Here is a 13,846-nt window from a genome sequence, read left to right on the forward strand (position 1 = left end):
GGAATGCCACACACCTTAGCGTCGATCCGGAAATCGCGACCAATTAATATTTATATCCGACCCATACGATTCGACTAATGAATGGGACGTCGCGCCAATGTGGACGCGGGATGCATGCCGCACGGCCTACTTTGCGCGAATCGCATCGTATCGACGGCCTTCGATGTGATGCACCAGATTCGTTCACGCAATGAATGCACCGTGCAAGTGCAAATGAAAAAACGGCATATCGAGCGATGCACGCCCGATATGCCGTCTTGCGATGCTGCGTGTGAATCGACGTGATCAGTGCAGCTTGATCGACGGCTGGTTGCGGCTTTGCAGCCAGTGGCTCAGCGACTGGAACAGCGCACGCTTCACGCCGACCACGCTGAACAGATGCTTGCGATACAGGAACTTGTACAGCCCGATCGCGGCCAGCCCGTCGACGATCAGCGAGCGCGAACGCACGCTGATGTCGGCCTGGTACACGGCGCCTGCATGCCCGAGTGACACCACGGTGCCCGCATCGCGGAACGTGAAGCCCGCCACCGGCTTGCCGGCGACGCGCCGCGCGAACGCGTTGACCAGGTACACGGCCTGTTGATAAGCGACCTGCGCGCGCGGCGGCAGGAAGCCGTTCGCGCCGCCCGTCGGGCACGCGGCGCAGTCGCCGAACGCATACACGTGCGGATCGTCCGGCGTCTGCAGCGTATCGGTCACGATCACCTGGTTCGAACGGTTGAGCGCGATGTCGCCGATCTGCCGCAGGAACGCGGGGCCCGCCACGCCGGCTGCCCAGATCGTGATGTCGCTCGCAAGCCGCTCGCCGGTCGAGGTCGTCACGGCATCCGCGCCGACTTCCGCCACGCGGGTATCGGTCAGCACGTCGACGTTCAGCGCGCGAAGCTGCGCGTGCATCTTGCCGGACAGCCGCTCGTCGAGCGCCGGCAGGATGCGCGGGCCGCCTTCGATCAGCCGGATGTGCACGTCGCGCGCAGACACCAGCGCCTTGAAGCGGTACGTCGTCAGTTGCTGGATCGCATCGCGCAATGCCGCTGCCAGCTCGACGCCCGTCGCGCCCGCACCGATCACGTTGATGCAGATCGGCGCCGCGCGCCGCGCGGGCTGCTGCTCGGCCAGGTGATTCGCCTTTGTGCACGCCGCGAGGAACTTCCGGCGGAAGTCCTCGGCCTGGTCGAGGTTTTCGAGTGGCAGCGCGTGGCGCTCAGCACCCGGCACGTTGAAGAAGTTCGTCACGCTGCCGACGGCGAGCACGAGATCGTCATAGTCGAGCTCGCGCTGCGGCAGGATTTCCGTGCCGTCCGCGTCCTGCACGGCCGCGATCGTCGCCGTGCGGGCCGCGCGGTCGACCTGCTGCAGCGCGCCCTGCACGAAGCGGAACCCGTGGCGCTTCGCTTGCGCCGCGTATTCGATCGTGTGCGAGGCCGGGTCGCGATGGCCCGATGCGGCTTCGTGCAGCAGCGGCTTCCAGAAGTGCGTCGGGTAGCGGTCGACGAGCACGACTTCGGCTTGTCCGCGGCGTCCGACCGTATCGCCGAGACGCGTGGCGAGGTGCAGGCCGCCGGCGCCGCCGCCGACGATCACGATGCGCGGCAGGCGCGGGGCGCGGTCCGTTGCAAGGTTGGGCGTGGTGTTGTCCATGTAGGGCTCCCGCTTTAATGACGATTCGGATGACATTGCTCAAGAACCGACGATATAGTTTCGAACCTACTCGAACAATTTAATGTTTATAAGCGACTCATATGTATTCACTTATAGGAAAGACCGCGACGTTCCGGCAGCTGAAGGCGCTGGACATGATTGCGCGGCTCGGCAGCGTGTCGCGGGCGGCCGAGGAACTGAACCTGACGCAGCCGGCCGTGTCGCTGCAGGTTCGCCTGCTCGAGGAGGCGGTGGGCGCCGCGTTGCTGCAGCGGGTGGGGCGCGGCGTGCAGCTGACCGCGGCCGGCGAGATCGTGTCGCGCTATGCGCGCGAGATCCTGCATCTGTGGAGCGAGGCCGGCGACGAAGTGGCCGCGCTCACGGGCGATCTCGGCGGCACGCTCCGGATCGGCGCGATCACGACGGCCGAGTACCTGATTCCGCCGCTGCTCGTGAAATTCACCGCGACGCGTCCGCATGTGAAGACTTATTTCAAGGTGGGCAATCGCGACGACATCATCCGCATGCTCGCCACGCATGAAATCGATCTCGCGGTGATGGGCAGCGCACCGAAGGAACTGCGCACGCATGCGGTCGAGTTCGCGAAGCATCCGATGGTGTTCGTCGCGGCGCCTGGCCATCCGCTGATGCAGCGCAAGCGCGTCGCGCTGAAGGATCTCGAATCCGCGCACCTGCTCGTGCGCGAACGCGGCGCGGGTACCCGCTCGACGGTCGAGAGCCTGTTCAAGAACGCGGGTTACCGGTTCCATGTGGGTTCCGAACTGTCGAGCAACGAGGCGATCAAGCAGATGGCCGAAGCGGGGCTCGGCGTGGCGTTCCTGTCGCTGCACGCGTGTGCACTCGAACTGCGCACCGGGCTGCTCGGGCAACTGCCGTTCCCCGGCAACCCGATCGAGCGCGAATGGTATGTGGTGACGCTCGCCGACCGGCGCATTTCGCAGGTCACGGGGCTGTTCCGCGATTTCCTGATCAAGCAGGGCGCGCCGGTGATCGACGGCGCGACGGTGGCGCCGCACGAGCGGCGGCGCAAGTAGGCGGATGCGTTGACCGGCCGGTCAGACGAGCCCGAAGTCGTCGTTGCTGTCGGGGATGGATGCGAGCAGCCGTTCGAGCCGGGTCCAGCCGACGATGCGCAGGCACCAGGCGGCGATGGTGGCGAAGGCGGTGCGGTCGTTGCGGGGGCCGGATGAGGGGCGATTGGCGGCGGAAGGCGAGCGCGCGGTGAACGCGGCGCGCGGCGCAAGGCACTGATGGGGCATGACGGTCTCCGTAGGTGTCGGATGGGGCCATCGTAAGCGGCGCGGCGCCCGCCGGCGCACACGCAAGGATGGCCCTGAGCAGGAATGGATGATCTTTTTCTGCCCGACCGGTGCGGGCCGCCGGCAGGCCCGGCAGACGGCCCGAAAACGCGTCACAATGCGCGTTCGACATCCCGATCCACTGGAGGAAGGCCATGAGCGATGCGATTCTCGCGGCGCCGACGGACAACGGCGTCCCGGTCAGCCTGCGCTCGAGCCGCGGGCTCGGCTGGCAGGGCTTCGGCGCGTCGCTGCTGGCCATCCGCGCGGGCACCTACCGGATTCCGGCGGCCGAGCATCACCGGATCGGCGTGCATATCGGGTCGCCCGTTCGCGCGGATTGCGTGTGCGACGGCGAGCGCGTGTCGCGCATCCAGGCGCATGGCGACGTGGACGTGATTCCGGCCGGCCTGCCCGGCCAGTGGACCGACAGCGCCGACTGCCAGATCCTCCATATCGCGCTCAGCGACACGTTCGTGCGGCGGACCGTCGAGCAGCTCGAACTGAAGCCGTCGCGGGGGCAGATCCGCCGCCGGCTGCAGGTGCGTGACCCGCGCCTGCAGCACATCGCGTGGGCGATGGCCGCCGAACTCGAAGCGGAAGACGCGTCGGATCCGCTCTATGCGGAAAGCCTGTGCACGGCGCTCGTCGCGCGGCTGGTCGACGGCCAGCCGGCGTTCCGCGAGCGCCGCCGCACGCTCGCGCCGAAGGCGGCCGCGCGCGTGATCGACTACGTCGAAGCGAACCTGGAGCGGCGCATGACGCTGGCCGAACTCGCGGCGCTCGTGTCGATCAGCGTGCCGCATTTCAAGGTGCTGTTCCGCGAAACGCTCGGAATGCCGGTGCACCAGTACGTCGTGCGGCGCCGGGTCGAGCGAGCGAAGGCGTTGCTGCTCGAAGGCCGGCTCAGCATCAGCCAGATCGCGCTCGAGGCCGGGTTTGCGCATCAGAGCCACATGGCGAACTGGATGAATCGCGTGCTGGGGGCGACGCCGACCGAGATTGCGCGGTCGGGGGCAAGGGGCGGGCTGCGGCTCGCGTATGACGGTGAGGGTAGCGGGCGTGACACGTAGTGGAGCGATGGCGCCGCACCGGAGATGAGTCGTCGCGCCGGCTCTCGGGGCAATTGTCCAATCGGCTCCTGGACTGTTTTCGCCTGCGCCCTCGGCTAGAGGCAGGCCGTACGATTCGACGCGGAAGGCGAGGCAGCGGACGGCCCGCATGACAGCCGCCAGCCAATCCGTCATCCTTTCCTGCTGGTTTCATCCCTCCTTGCGCGCCGTTCCCTTCGCGCAAACCGACAATCACCGCACCTTCATCCCCTCAGGAGCGAATCGTGTTCGTGATCTTCGGTGCATCCGGCAATGTCGGCCAGTCGACCGTGACGGCCTTGCGCAATGCCGGCCATCCCGTGCGCGCGGTATTGCGCGACGCACGCCATCGTGAACGTTTCGCGCAGCTCGGCTGCGACGTCGTGATCGCCGAGCTGACGGACGCGAACGCGGTCGCAGCGGCAATCGACGGTGCGCGGGCCGTGCAGATCCTGTGCCCGGTGCCCGTCGCCGATCCCGATCCGGCCGCGACGATGACACGGATGATGGACGTCGCGGCTGCCGCGCTCGCCGCCAACCCGCCGCCGGTGCTGCTCGCGCTGTCGGACTATGGTGCGGAGCGCGACGGCAATACGGGCATCACGCGGCTGTTTCATCACTTGGAAGAGCGGCTGAAGGCGATCCCGACGCACGTGACGCTGCTGCGTTCGGCCGAGCATTTGCAGAACTGGACGCGCATCCTGCCGGTCGCGCTCGGCACCGGCGTGCTGCCGAGCTTTCACCATCCGGTCGGCAAGGTGTTCCCGACGGTCTGGGCGCCCGACGTGGGCGTCGTCGCGGCGCGGTTGCTGCTCGATGCGCCGGAAGGCGGCAACGGTCCGCGTATCGTCAGTGTCGAAGGGCCGCGGCGGGTGAGCGTGACGGCGATCGCCGATACGCTTGGCGCGGCGGCCGGCCGGGCCATCGTCGCGCATGAGCTGCCGCGCGAGACGTGGAATGCGACGCTGCTGCGCGCGGGCCTCAGCGAACGACATGCGCAGTTGATCGTCGATCTCTACGATGTGCACAACGCGGGGCAGATCGACGTCGAGGAGGGCGTGTCGGAGCGGCTTTACGGGACGACGACGCTGGCCGATGCGCTCGCGCAACTGGTGCGCCAGCACGCGCGGTAACAGTGGCGGCGACCCGTGTTGCGCATCACGCCGATCGCCGCACCTTGTTCAGTACCGCATACGAAAGCGACCCGATCACGATCCCCCAGAACGCGGCGCCGAGCCCGAGCCACGTCATGCCCGACGCGGTCGCGAGGAACGTGATCAACGACGCCTCGCGGTGGTTCTCGTCCTCGAAGATCCCGTGCACGTTCGCGCCAATCGCGCCGATCAACGCGAGCCCCGCGAGGATCGCGACGAACGCCTTCGGCAGCGCGAAGAACACCGTGACGATCGTGCCCGCGAAGAGCCCGCCGATCAGGTAGATCGCCCCGTTCGCGAGCCCGGCGATGTAGCGCCGGTCCGGGTCTTCGTGCGCGTCCTTGCCGGTGCAGAGCGCCGCCGTGATCGCCGCGACGACGATCGTGATCCCGCCGAAGCATGCAACCACGAGCGACATCACGCTGGTCGCGGTGATGATCGGCCGCGCGGGCGTGTGATAGCCGGACACGCGCAGGATCGTCATGCCCGGCAGGAACTGGCCGGTGAGGCTGACGACCACGAGCGGCAGCGCGAGGCTGAGCGTCGTGCCGAGCGTCCATTCGGGCGCGATGAAGATCGGGTGCGCGAGGCTCGCCGACACGTTGCCGAGATGCGTCATCCCGAGCAGCGTCGCGAGCGCGGCGCCCGTCAGCAGCACGAGCACGATGCTGTAGCGCGGCAGCAGGCGCTTGAAGATCACGTAGGCGGCGATCATCCCGAACGCGAGCGCGGGCTGCTCCGACGCGGCGGCGAACGCATGCGTGCCGAACGGCAGCAGGATGCCGGCCATCATCCCGCACGCGATGCCGCGCGGAATGTGGCGCACGAGCCGGTCGAAATAGCCGGTCACGCCGATCAGCAGGATGATCAGCGCGGCCGTGATGTACGCGCCGACGGCCTGGTTGAGCGTCAGTTGCGGAAACAGGCCGACGAGCAGCGCGGTGCCGGGCGCCGACCACGCGGTGATGACCGGCACCTTCAGCTTCCAGCTCGCGAACAGGCCCGATACGCCCGCGCCGATCGAGATCGCCCAGACCCACGACGACACCATCGCATTCGACGCATGGGCGGCCTGCGCGGCCTGGAAGAAGATCGCGAGCGGGCCCGCGTAGGAAATCAGCACCGCGAGAAAACCCGCGGTAATCGCGGAAACGGACCAGTCGTTGCCGATCGCGCGGATTGCGCCGGGCGGGGTGTTCGGTTGCATCGTCGTGGGGGCATGCGGCGCGCGGCCGGGAGCAGAGCCGGGGCGAATAATTGTTGGAAGCCCCGGACGAACCGCCATTCTGGGCATTGCCGACGCAATTGGCAATGCGCGGGCGGGAGCAGGAATGTTGGCGTTTCGTAAGGAATGCGCGTCGGGGCGGACGAATCGTCGGCTCCACCGCACGTCACGTGCTGATCTGCAGCACCTTGTCGACCACCGCCACCTTCACACCGCTGCCCGTCGACAACGACGCCGTGCCCTGATCGAACGGATGCACGGGCGTATCGGTCGGCGTCCACGCATGGCGCGCGAGCAGTTCGCGATATCCGCCACGAATCACGAAGCCGCCGCATTTCCGCGCATACGCGTCGCGGCGCATCCGGTACGCACGCGGCAGGTCGTACCACGGCAGCTTCGGCAGGTCGTGATGGACGAGGTGATAGTTGTTGTTCAGGTACAGCAGCCGCATCGCGAAGCCGGCTTCATTGATCGCGATGCGCGCCTTCGGATGTGGCGCGGCGCGGTGCTCGTATAGCGAGCGGATCATCGCGATCGACAACGCGGGCCACGTGACCACGAGCAGGTAATACCACCACGGCACGCCGATCGCCCATTGCAGCCACGCGAGCAGCGCAACCACGCAGGCGATATGCATCGCCCACATCGGCAGATAGCGAAAGTCGCCGCGACGAAACGCGGCGAATGCATCGATGCACATCGCAAAGATGCTCAACGGCGGCCCGGCGATGAAGCGTCCGATGAAAGTCTTGCGGGCGACCGTCAGCACGCGGCGCCAGCGCGGCAGCTGCGCCCAGCGTTCGCGTGTGACGTAGTTCGTTTCGGGATCGACGCCCGGTACGGTCAGGTCTTCGTCGCGGTGATGGTCGAGATGCGTGTCGCGATACAGCGTGTACGGATACCAGACCGTCAGCGGCGGATAACCGAGCAGCTTGTTCACGAGGGCGGAGCGCGTCGGGTGGCCGTGCAGCAGCTCGTGCTGCAGCGACAAATGCCACGCGCCGAGCAGGATCAGCGGCGGCGTCGCGGCCGCGAGCGACAGGGTGCCGTCGCGCACGAGCAGCAGCACGGCGAGCCAGCCGCCGTAGATCGCGACGACCAGCAGCCAGGTCGGCCACTCGGTGCGGGCGGTGAAGCGGGTGTCGAGCGCGGCGATCGCACGCGCGTGGTCGACGTCGAAGTATTCGGCCATGGCGTTGAGGCGGATTGAACGGGCAGTGCGGGGAACGAGCGGTTGAACCGGTGCGCTCGGCCCGGGTGCGCAGGTGTCTCGCGGATCACGGTCGGCCTGTCCGTTATCACGTGCAATGGCGATGCTTGGGCAGGCATCAGGACGGTACCGGGATCGCGCCGCGCGGCCAACCAATCGATTCGCATTTGCTTATCGCCGCGCGGCCGATAAGCTTCAGGCGCACTGCGCGACGATCAGCCCCCGTTTTACCGAGATCGAACCGGGTTCCGCTGCGTGAGCGGCGATGCGTAGAATGCCCGCATGAACCCATGGATCGCAGTACTGCCGATGTACAACGTGACGCCGCGCCACGACGCGCTGTGGCGCGCCCTGCTGCGCGACACGCTCGATGCGTTCGCGAACGCGGGCGGGCCTGCCGATGTCACGCTTCCCGACGAACCCGTCGCCGACCTGCACGCGCTGTGGCGGCGCGACGACCTGCTGCTGTCGCAGACCTGCGGCTACCCGTACCGGATGCTGGGCCTGCGCGATGTCGTGCGACTGATCGCAACCCCCGTGTTCGATGCGGACGGTTGCCACGGCGCGCACTACAGCAGTGTGCTGGTCGTGTCGGCCCGTGCACACACGCACGGCGCGACGACGCTCGCCGCATGCCGCGGGCTGCGGGCCGCATTCAACGGTCGGGATTCGCACAGCGGGATGAACGCGCTCCGGCATGCGGTCGCGCCGCATGCGCGCGACGGACGATTCTTCGGATCGGTTGCCGCGCTCGGCTCGCATCTGAACGTGCTGCGTGCGCTGGCTTCAGCGGAAGCCGATTGCGCGGCGATCGATTGCGTGACGTTCGCGTATGTGCGCGACGCGTTGCCCGATCTGCTGCAGGACATCCGGATCATCGCGATGACGGCCGCTGCGCCGGGATTGCCGTTCATCGCATCGCGCGCACTCGAAGATACACAGGTCGCTGCTTTGCGAGATGCGCTCGACCGCGCGGTGGCGATCGATGCGGAGCGGGCGCGCGTGCTGCGGCTGAAAGGATTCGAACGGCTGTCGCCGGATGACTACGAGGCGATTGCGCGGTTCGAGCAGGAGGCTGCTGCGCACGGATATCCGGCGCTCGCGTAGCAGGCAGGCGATGCGGGCGGCTTGGCTGGGCGGCGGCCGACTGCCGAAAGAGGGGCGACGACCGCAGGTTGCCCGGGGCGATGCAAGGTCAGGGACAGATTCAGGTTCGGCTTAGGCGCCACGGCGCGGCGATGCCGCCGCGACGCCTCCACGTTACCGCTTATTCTTCGTCCATCAACCGGACCTTGACCCGCTTGCCCTTGATCTTCCCGGCATTGAGCTTGCGCAGCGCGTCGCGCGCCACACCGCGCTCGAGCGCGACATAGGTCGAGAACTCGGTCACGTTGATCTTGCCGATCTGCTTGCCGTCGAACCCGGCGTCGCCGGTCAGCGCGCCGAGCACGTCGCCCGGGCGGATCTTGTCCTTGCGCCCGCCGAGGATCTGCAGCGTTTCCATCGGCGGCGTCAGCACGCCGTCGTCGGCCGGCGTCAGTTCCGCGAGCGGATGCCATTCGACGTCGCGCTTCTGCGCCTGCTCGATCGCACCGACGCGGCCCATCTCGTCCATGCTCGCGAGGCTCAGCGCCCAGCCGTCCTGATCCGCGCGGCCGGTGCGGCCGATCCGGTGCACGTGCACTTCGGGGTCGGGCGTCACGTCGACGTTGATCACCGCCTCGAGCTGCGCGATGTCGAGCCCGCGCGCGGCGACGTCGGTGGCCACCAGCACCGAGCAGCTGCGGTTCGCGAACTGGATCAGCACCTGGTCGCGTTCGCGCTGGTCGAGCTCGCCGTGCAGCGCGAGCGCGTGGAAGCCCTGCGCGTGCAGCACGTCGAGCAGGTCGCGGCACTGCTGCTTCGTGTTGCAGAACGCGATCGTGCTCACCGGCCGGTAGTGGTTCAGCAACTGACCCACCGCATGCAGCCGCTCGTCTTCCGTCACTTCGTAGAAGCGCTGGCGGATCTTGCTGTTGTCGTGGCGCTCTTCGAGCTTGATTTCCTTCGGGTTGCGCAGGAACTGCTGGCTCAGCTTCGCGATGCCGTCCGGATAGGTCGCGGAGAACAGCAGCGTCTGGCGCGTGGTCGGGCACATCCGGGCGACCTTCGCGATGTCGTCGAAGAAGCCCATGTCGAGCATCCGGTCGGCTTCGTCGAGCACCAGCGTGTTCAGCGCGTCGAGCTTCAGGTTGCCGCGATCGAGGTGATCCATGATGCGGCCCGGCGTGCCGACGACGATATGCGCGCCGTGCTCGAGGCTCTGCGCCTGCGGGCGCATCGGCGTGCCGCCGCACAGCGTCAGCACCTTCACGTTCTCTTCGGCGCGCGCGAGGCGGCGCACTTCCTGCGCGACCTGGTCGGCGAGCTCCCGCGTCGGGCACAGGATCATCGCCTGCACGTCGAAGCGGCGCGCATCGAGGCGCGCCAGCAACGCGAGCGAGAACGCGGCGGTCTTGCCGCTGCCCGTCTTCGCCTGCGCGATCAGGTCCTGGCCGGCCAGCGCGACCGGCAGGCTCGCGGCCTGGATCGGCGTCATGTCGACATAACCGAGCTGCGCGAGGTTGGCGAGCGTGGCGGGCGTCAACGACAGCGCGCTGAACGGCGTGGCGGTCGGCTGGGTCATTCCAGGTCTCCGAGGTAGGGGCGGCCTTCCATCTGCTCGTAGACGACCTTGCCTTCGTCGTCCTCGAAGCGTTCGAGATAGTTGCGCGCGCCGCACAGCGGGCAGCGGAACAGCAGCCCCTGGCCTTCGTCCTTGATGACGACGTCGGACTGCTCCCACGGCGTGCCGCAGCTCTGGTTTCGGCAGGTAAACACGGTCTTTCTCCAGCTGAATTCGGTTGATGGCGCGCCCGGGCGGGCGCGGCAACGGCGGGCGGCGCTCGCGCGGCTTGGGCGCGGGCCGCACCGGGCGTCGCTTGGATTGCGTCGATGCGGATGATGGATCGGGCGGCGACCGGGTCGCGCGTGCCGCAATTCTAGCGGAAGCGGGCGGCCGGCCGGGCGGTTTCGCCCGCTACCCGCCAAGAAAAACGGCCGCCCCGGAGGGCGGCCGTGTCAGGCGGCGCAATGGCGTCGCGCGGCGCTCGGCGCGTTACAGCGCCATGTCGGTCGCCGCCTTCGCCGGGCGGGCCGGCGCGGTGCCGGTGGCCTGCGACGGCGTGCTGAGGTCGATCTTCGGCGGCGGCGACAGCTGCAGCACGTCGCTGGTGGTCGTCCATTCCTCGACGACCTTCGCCGGGCTGTCGTTCAGCTTCGTGCCGTAGCTCGGCACGATCTGGCGGATCTTCTGCTGCCACTCGGGCGTCGCGACCTTGTCCTTGAAGACCTTCTTCATCAGGTTCAGCATGATCGGCGCGGCCGTCGACGCGCCCGGCGATGCGCCGAGCAGGCCCGCGATGCTGCCGTCCTGCGACGCGACGATCTCGGTGCCGAGCTTCAGTACGCCGCCCTTGACCGGGTCGCGCTTGATGATCTGCACGCGCTGGCCGGCTTGCCACAGGCGCCAGTCTTCCTTCTTCGCGTTCGGGAAGTATTCCTTCAGCGCGTTGAAGCGGTCGTCGTCGGACAGCATCAGCTGGCCGGCGAGGTACTGGACCAGCGGGAATTCGTCGACGCCCACGCGCATCATCGGTGCGACGTTGTGCGTGTTGGTGCTCTTGAGCAGGTCGAAGTACGAACCGTTCTTCAGGAACTTGGTCGAGAACGTCGCGAACGGCCCGAACAGGATGATCTTCTTGCCGTCGATGATGCGCGTGTCGAGGTGCGGCACCGACATCGGCGGCGAGCCGACCGACGCCTTGCCGTAGGCCTTCGCCAGATGCTGCTTCACGACGTCGGGGTTGTCCGTCACGAGGAACGAGCCGCCGACCGGGAATGCGCCGTAGTCCTTCGCCTCGGGGATGCCCGATGCCTGCAGCAGGTGCAGCGCACCGCCGCCCGCGCCGATGAACACGAACTTTGCGTCGACCGACTGCGCCGGTTCATCCGAGTGCAGCTTGACCCAGCTCACGTGCCACGTGCCGTCGGCATTACGCGAGATCTCGCGCACTTCGCTCGACAGCGACAGCGTGAAGTTCGGCTGCGTCTTCAGGTAGCCGACGAACTGGCGCGTGATCTCGCCGAAGTTCACGTCGGTGCCGATCGGCGTCCACGTCGCCGCGACCTTCTGGTTGCGGTCGCGGCCTTCCATCATCAGCGGCACCCACTGCTTGATCTGGTCGTAGTCTTCCGAATACTGCATGCCGCGGAACAGCGGGCTCGCTTGCAGCGCTTCGTAGCGCTTCTTCAGGAAGCGGACGTTGTCGTCGCCCCACACGAAGCTCATGTGCGGCGTCGAGTTGATGAACGAGTGCGGGTTCTTCAGCACGCCCTGCTTGACCTGCCACGCCCAGAACTGGCGCGAGATCTGGAACGACTCGTTGATCTCGATCGCCTTCGAGATGTCGATCTTGCCGTCCGCCTTCTCCGGCGTGTAGTTCAGCTCGGCGAGCGCCGAGTGGCCGGTGCCGGCGTTGTTCCAGCCGTTCGAGCTTTCCAGTGCGACGCCGTCGAGGCGCTCGACCATCGTCATCGACCAGTCAGGTTGAAGCTCGTGCAGCCAGACGCCGAGCGTCGAGCTCATGATGCCGCCGCCCACCAGCAGGACGTCGACCTTCTTCGTGTCGGCGGCATGCGCGGACGATGTCGCGACGCACAGCGCGAGCGCCGACAGTATTACCCGTAACGTTTTGATCACAGCAGATCCCTTTTTCAACTTGAATGCATCGGTTTGCCAAGCCGCCCGGCGCGGGTATCGATCGCGGTGAAACACGGATCCGGAGATCCGGACACGCGAATCCGGAATTCCGGATCGACGCCGCACGCCGTTGCATTTGCGCACGCGAAGCCGTCGGGAAGGACACCTTCGGATCGGCTGCCTGCGGGCAGGCAAGCGCCTGCGTCACAGTGGCGCACAACGCGCCCGGGCCCTTGCGGCAAGCCCGAGCGGAAGATGCTTCAGGCTGCGTGGCAAGAGGCCGCACGCGACGCGTTTTGCGGAGGCGGGGTGGCAAGGGGCGCGTAATGTAACCGAACTCGTTTGCTGTGTCACAAACGAAAAATCCCGTTGTTTTTGTGGGGTTTTTTGTGTGTCCGGGTTTCCGGAATGACGGTCGCGGGAAGCGGGAAAGCTGGGGATGACTGCGCGGGATCGGGGGTGTCGGGCGCGGCGTTGCACCGCGTCCCGATCACGTCATGCCCTGTTGCGTCACTTCGCGAAGTTGTTCCGGCAGAACTGCTCGTACGCCAGCGCCGAATTCGCGAAGCCCTTCTGCTTCGCGAGTTCCCACGGGCGCTCGCATTGCTGCGTTTGTTCGCACCACGAATAGCCGGCCGACGGGATGCAGCCGTGCGGATCGCGATCGCTGCCGGGCATCGGCGGCGCGGGCGGCGCGGCAGCCTCGGCCGGTGCCGACGCGGCGGCCGGCACGGTGGATTGCGCCGCACAGGCGCTCAACGCGAGCGCGCAGGCCATGGCGGCGGCCAGCGAAGCAGACGGAAGAAGACGTTTCATCAGGTAGCGCTCCATGGGATGACGATCGACAACGGATGCCCGGGTACGGGCGCGGAACGGCATGAACGGTCAGTCGCCCGGCACCGGCACGCGCGACGAGAACTTCACTTCACGCAACGCGAGGCTCGACTGGATCGACGACACCCCGGCCTGCTTGCGCAGCACATGCTCGACGAATTCCGCGTACGCGTCGAGATCGGCCGCGACGACCTGCAGGATGTAGTCGGCCGCGCCGGTGATCTTGTGGCAGGACGTCACTTCGTCGTGACGCCGCATCACGTCCTCGAAGTGATCCGAATCCTGGCCGGAATGCATGTTGAACGTCACCTGCACGAACGCGAACACGTTCATGCCGAGCGCGCGCCGGTCGAGGTTCGCCTGGTAGCCGGTGATCACGCCTTCGTCCTCGAGCCGCTTGCGGCGCCGCCAGCACGGCGTGACGCTCAGCGACAGCTTCTCGCCGAGCGTCGCGTTCGACAGCGCGCCGTCGTCCTGCAGCAGGCGCAGCATGGCGCGGTCGACGCCATCCAGTTCGGCCGAAGCGCGATTTTTGCTCATTTCCGGGAATCCGTAGGCGGTTTTCTCAAAATTGTACGAAAGGGGCGGG

13 protein-coding genes are annotated in these 13,846 nt (G+C 67.2%); 4 read left to right on the plus strand and 9 right to left on the minus strand.

Features of this window, described 5'->3' with window-relative positions; genetic code table 11:
• Positions 1–285: 285 nt before the first annotated feature.
• Positions 286–1,644 (minus strand): NAD(P)/FAD-dependent oxidoreductase, encoded by a 1,359-nt coding sequence (locus LGM56_RS29145; protein ID WP_226207469.1) that lies wholly within the window; start codon positions 1,642–1,644, stop codon positions 286–288.
• 101 nt (positions 1,645–1,745) lie between these two features.
• On the opposite strand from LGM56_RS29145, the gene LGM56_RS29150 reads away from it, so the two are divergent.
• Entirely contained in the window at positions 1,746–2,699 is a 954-nt protein-coding gene (locus LGM56_RS29150) for a LysR family transcriptional regulator (RefSeq protein ID WP_046548935.1), read from the plus strand.
• Positions 2,700–2,720: 21 nt separating this feature from the next.
• Here LGM56_RS29150 and LGM56_RS29155 read toward each other — a convergent pair whose 3' ends face one another.
• Positions 2,721–2,924, minus strand: coding sequence for a hypothetical protein (locus tag LGM56_RS29155; protein WP_226207470.1), 204 nt, complete (start codon positions 2,922–2,924; stop codon positions 2,721–2,723).
• Between the two features lie 194 nt (positions 2,925–3,118).
• Between LGM56_RS29155 and LGM56_RS29160 the strand changes: the two genes are divergently transcribed.
• Entirely contained in the window at positions 3,119–4,036 is a 918-nt protein-coding gene (locus LGM56_RS29160) for an AraC family transcriptional regulator (protein ID WP_226207471.1), read from the plus strand.
• A 263-nt stretch (positions 4,037–4,299) separates the two neighbouring features.
• Positions 4,300–5,187, plus strand: a complete 888-nt coding sequence (locus LGM56_RS29165) for an NAD(P)H-binding protein (protein ID WP_226207472.1) — start codon at positions 4,300–4,302, stop codon at positions 5,185–5,187.
• A 25-nt stretch (positions 5,188–5,212) separates the two neighbouring features.
• On the opposite strand, the gene LGM56_RS29170 is transcribed toward LGM56_RS29165, so the two are convergent.
• Together LGM56_RS29170 and LGM56_RS29175 are read right to left on the minus strand one after the other, a co-directional pair.
• Positions 5,213–6,415: a benzoate/H(+) symporter BenE family transporter gene (locus LGM56_RS29170; RefSeq protein ID WP_226207473.1), complete on the minus strand. Its 1,203-nt coding sequence runs from the start codon at positions 6,413–6,415 to the stop codon at positions 5,213–5,215.
• A gap of 184 nt (positions 6,416–6,599) precedes the next feature.
• Complete coding sequence (locus LGM56_RS29175; protein ID WP_226207474.1) at positions 6,600–7,625, minus strand: fatty acid desaturase; 1,026 nt, start codon at positions 7,623–7,625, stop codon at positions 6,600–6,602.
• A gap of 300 nt (positions 7,626–7,925) precedes the next feature.
• Here LGM56_RS29175 and LGM56_RS29180 point away from each other — a divergent pair, with 300 nt between their 5' ends.
• On the plus strand, positions 7,926–8,750 hold the full coding sequence (locus LGM56_RS29180; RefSeq protein WP_226207475.1) for a phosphate/phosphite/phosphonate ABC transporter substrate-binding protein: 825 nt from the start codon (positions 7,926–7,928) through the stop codon (positions 8,748–8,750).
• A gap of 160 nt (positions 8,751–8,910) precedes the next feature.
• On the opposite strand, the gene dbpA is transcribed toward LGM56_RS29180, so the two are convergent.
• The 5 genes from dbpA to LGM56_RS29205 all read right to left on the minus strand — a co-directional run bounded on the left by dbpA (position 8,911) and on the right by LGM56_RS29205 (position 13,797).
• The gene (dbpA, locus tag LGM56_RS29185; protein WP_039344267.1) at positions 8,911–10,308 is read right to left on the minus strand and encodes an ATP-dependent RNA helicase DbpA; all 1,398 of its coding nucleotides are present in this window, start codon (positions 10,306–10,308) and stop codon (positions 8,911–8,913) included.
• Positions 10,305–10,502: a hypothetical protein gene (locus LGM56_RS29190; protein WP_011356541.1), complete on the minus strand. Its 198-nt coding sequence runs from the start codon at positions 10,500–10,502 to the stop codon at positions 10,305–10,307. The genes dbpA and LGM56_RS29190 overlap by 4 nt, the downstream gene beginning before the upstream one ends.
• A gap of 277 nt (positions 10,503–10,779) precedes the next feature.
• Positions 10,780–12,423 carry a malate dehydrogenase (quinone) gene (gene mqo / locus LGM56_RS29195; RefSeq protein WP_089497960.1) on the minus strand — a complete coding sequence of 548 codons (1,644 nt, stop codon included), beginning with the start codon at positions 12,421–12,423 and terminating at the stop codon, positions 10,780–10,782.
• Between the two features lie 510 nt (positions 12,424–12,933).
• On the minus strand, positions 12,934–13,239 hold the full coding sequence (locus LGM56_RS29200) for a hypothetical protein (RefSeq protein WP_089463608.1): 306 nt from the start codon (positions 13,237–13,239) through the stop codon (positions 12,934–12,936).
• 69 nt (positions 13,240–13,308) lie between these two features.
• Complete coding sequence (locus tag LGM56_RS29205) at positions 13,309–13,797, minus strand: Lrp/AsnC family transcriptional regulator (protein WP_089428572.1); 489 nt, start codon at positions 13,795–13,797, stop codon at positions 13,309–13,311.
• Positions 13,798–13,846 lie beyond the last annotated feature (49 nt).

The organism is Burkholderia sp. AU38729, from assembly GCF_020419725.1.
GTDB lineage: Bacteria > Pseudomonadota > Gammaproteobacteria > Burkholderiales > Burkholderiaceae > Burkholderia.

What these genes read in the sequence shown, in the direction of transcription:
- LGM56_RS29170 (WP_226207473.1), bottom strand. Translation starts at nt 6,415, where the DNA reads ATGCAACCGAACACCCCGCCCGGCGCAATCCGCGCGATCGGCAACGAC.
- LGM56_RS29175 (WP_226207474.1), bottom strand. Translation starts at nt 7,625, where the DNA reads ATGGCCGAATACTTCGACGTCGACCACGCGCGTGCGATCGCCGCGCTC.
- dbpA (WP_039344267.1), bottom strand. Translation starts at nt 10,308, where the DNA reads ATGACCCAGCCGACCGCCACGCCGTTCAGCGCGCTGTCGTTGACGCCC.
- LGM56_RS29155 (WP_226207470.1), bottom strand. Translation starts at nt 2,924, where the DNA reads ATGCCCCATCAGTGCCTTGCGCCGCGCGCCGCGTTCACCGCGCGCTCG.
- LGM56_RS29180 (WP_226207475.1), top strand. Translation starts at nt 7,926, where the DNA reads ATGAACCCATGGATCGCAGTACTGCCGATGTACAACGTGACGCCGCGC.
- LGM56_RS29205 (WP_089428572.1), bottom strand. Translation starts at nt 13,797, where the DNA reads ATGAGCAAAAATCGCGCTTCGGCCGAACTGGATGGCGTCGACCGCGCC.
- LGM56_RS29145 (WP_226207469.1), bottom strand. Translation starts at nt 1,644, where the DNA reads ATGGACAACACCACGCCCAACCTTGCAACGGACCGCGCCCCGCGCCTG.
- LGM56_RS29200 (WP_089463608.1), bottom strand. Translation starts at nt 13,239, where the DNA reads ATGAAACGTCTTCTTCCGTCTGCTTCGCTGGCCGCCGCCATGGCCTGC.
- LGM56_RS29160 (WP_226207471.1), top strand. Translation starts at nt 3,119, where the DNA reads ATGAGCGATGCGATTCTCGCGGCGCCGACGGACAACGGCGTCCCGGTC.
- LGM56_RS29150 (WP_046548935.1), top strand. Translation starts at nt 1,746, where the DNA reads ATGTATTCACTTATAGGAAAGACCGCGACGTTCCGGCAGCTGAAGGCG.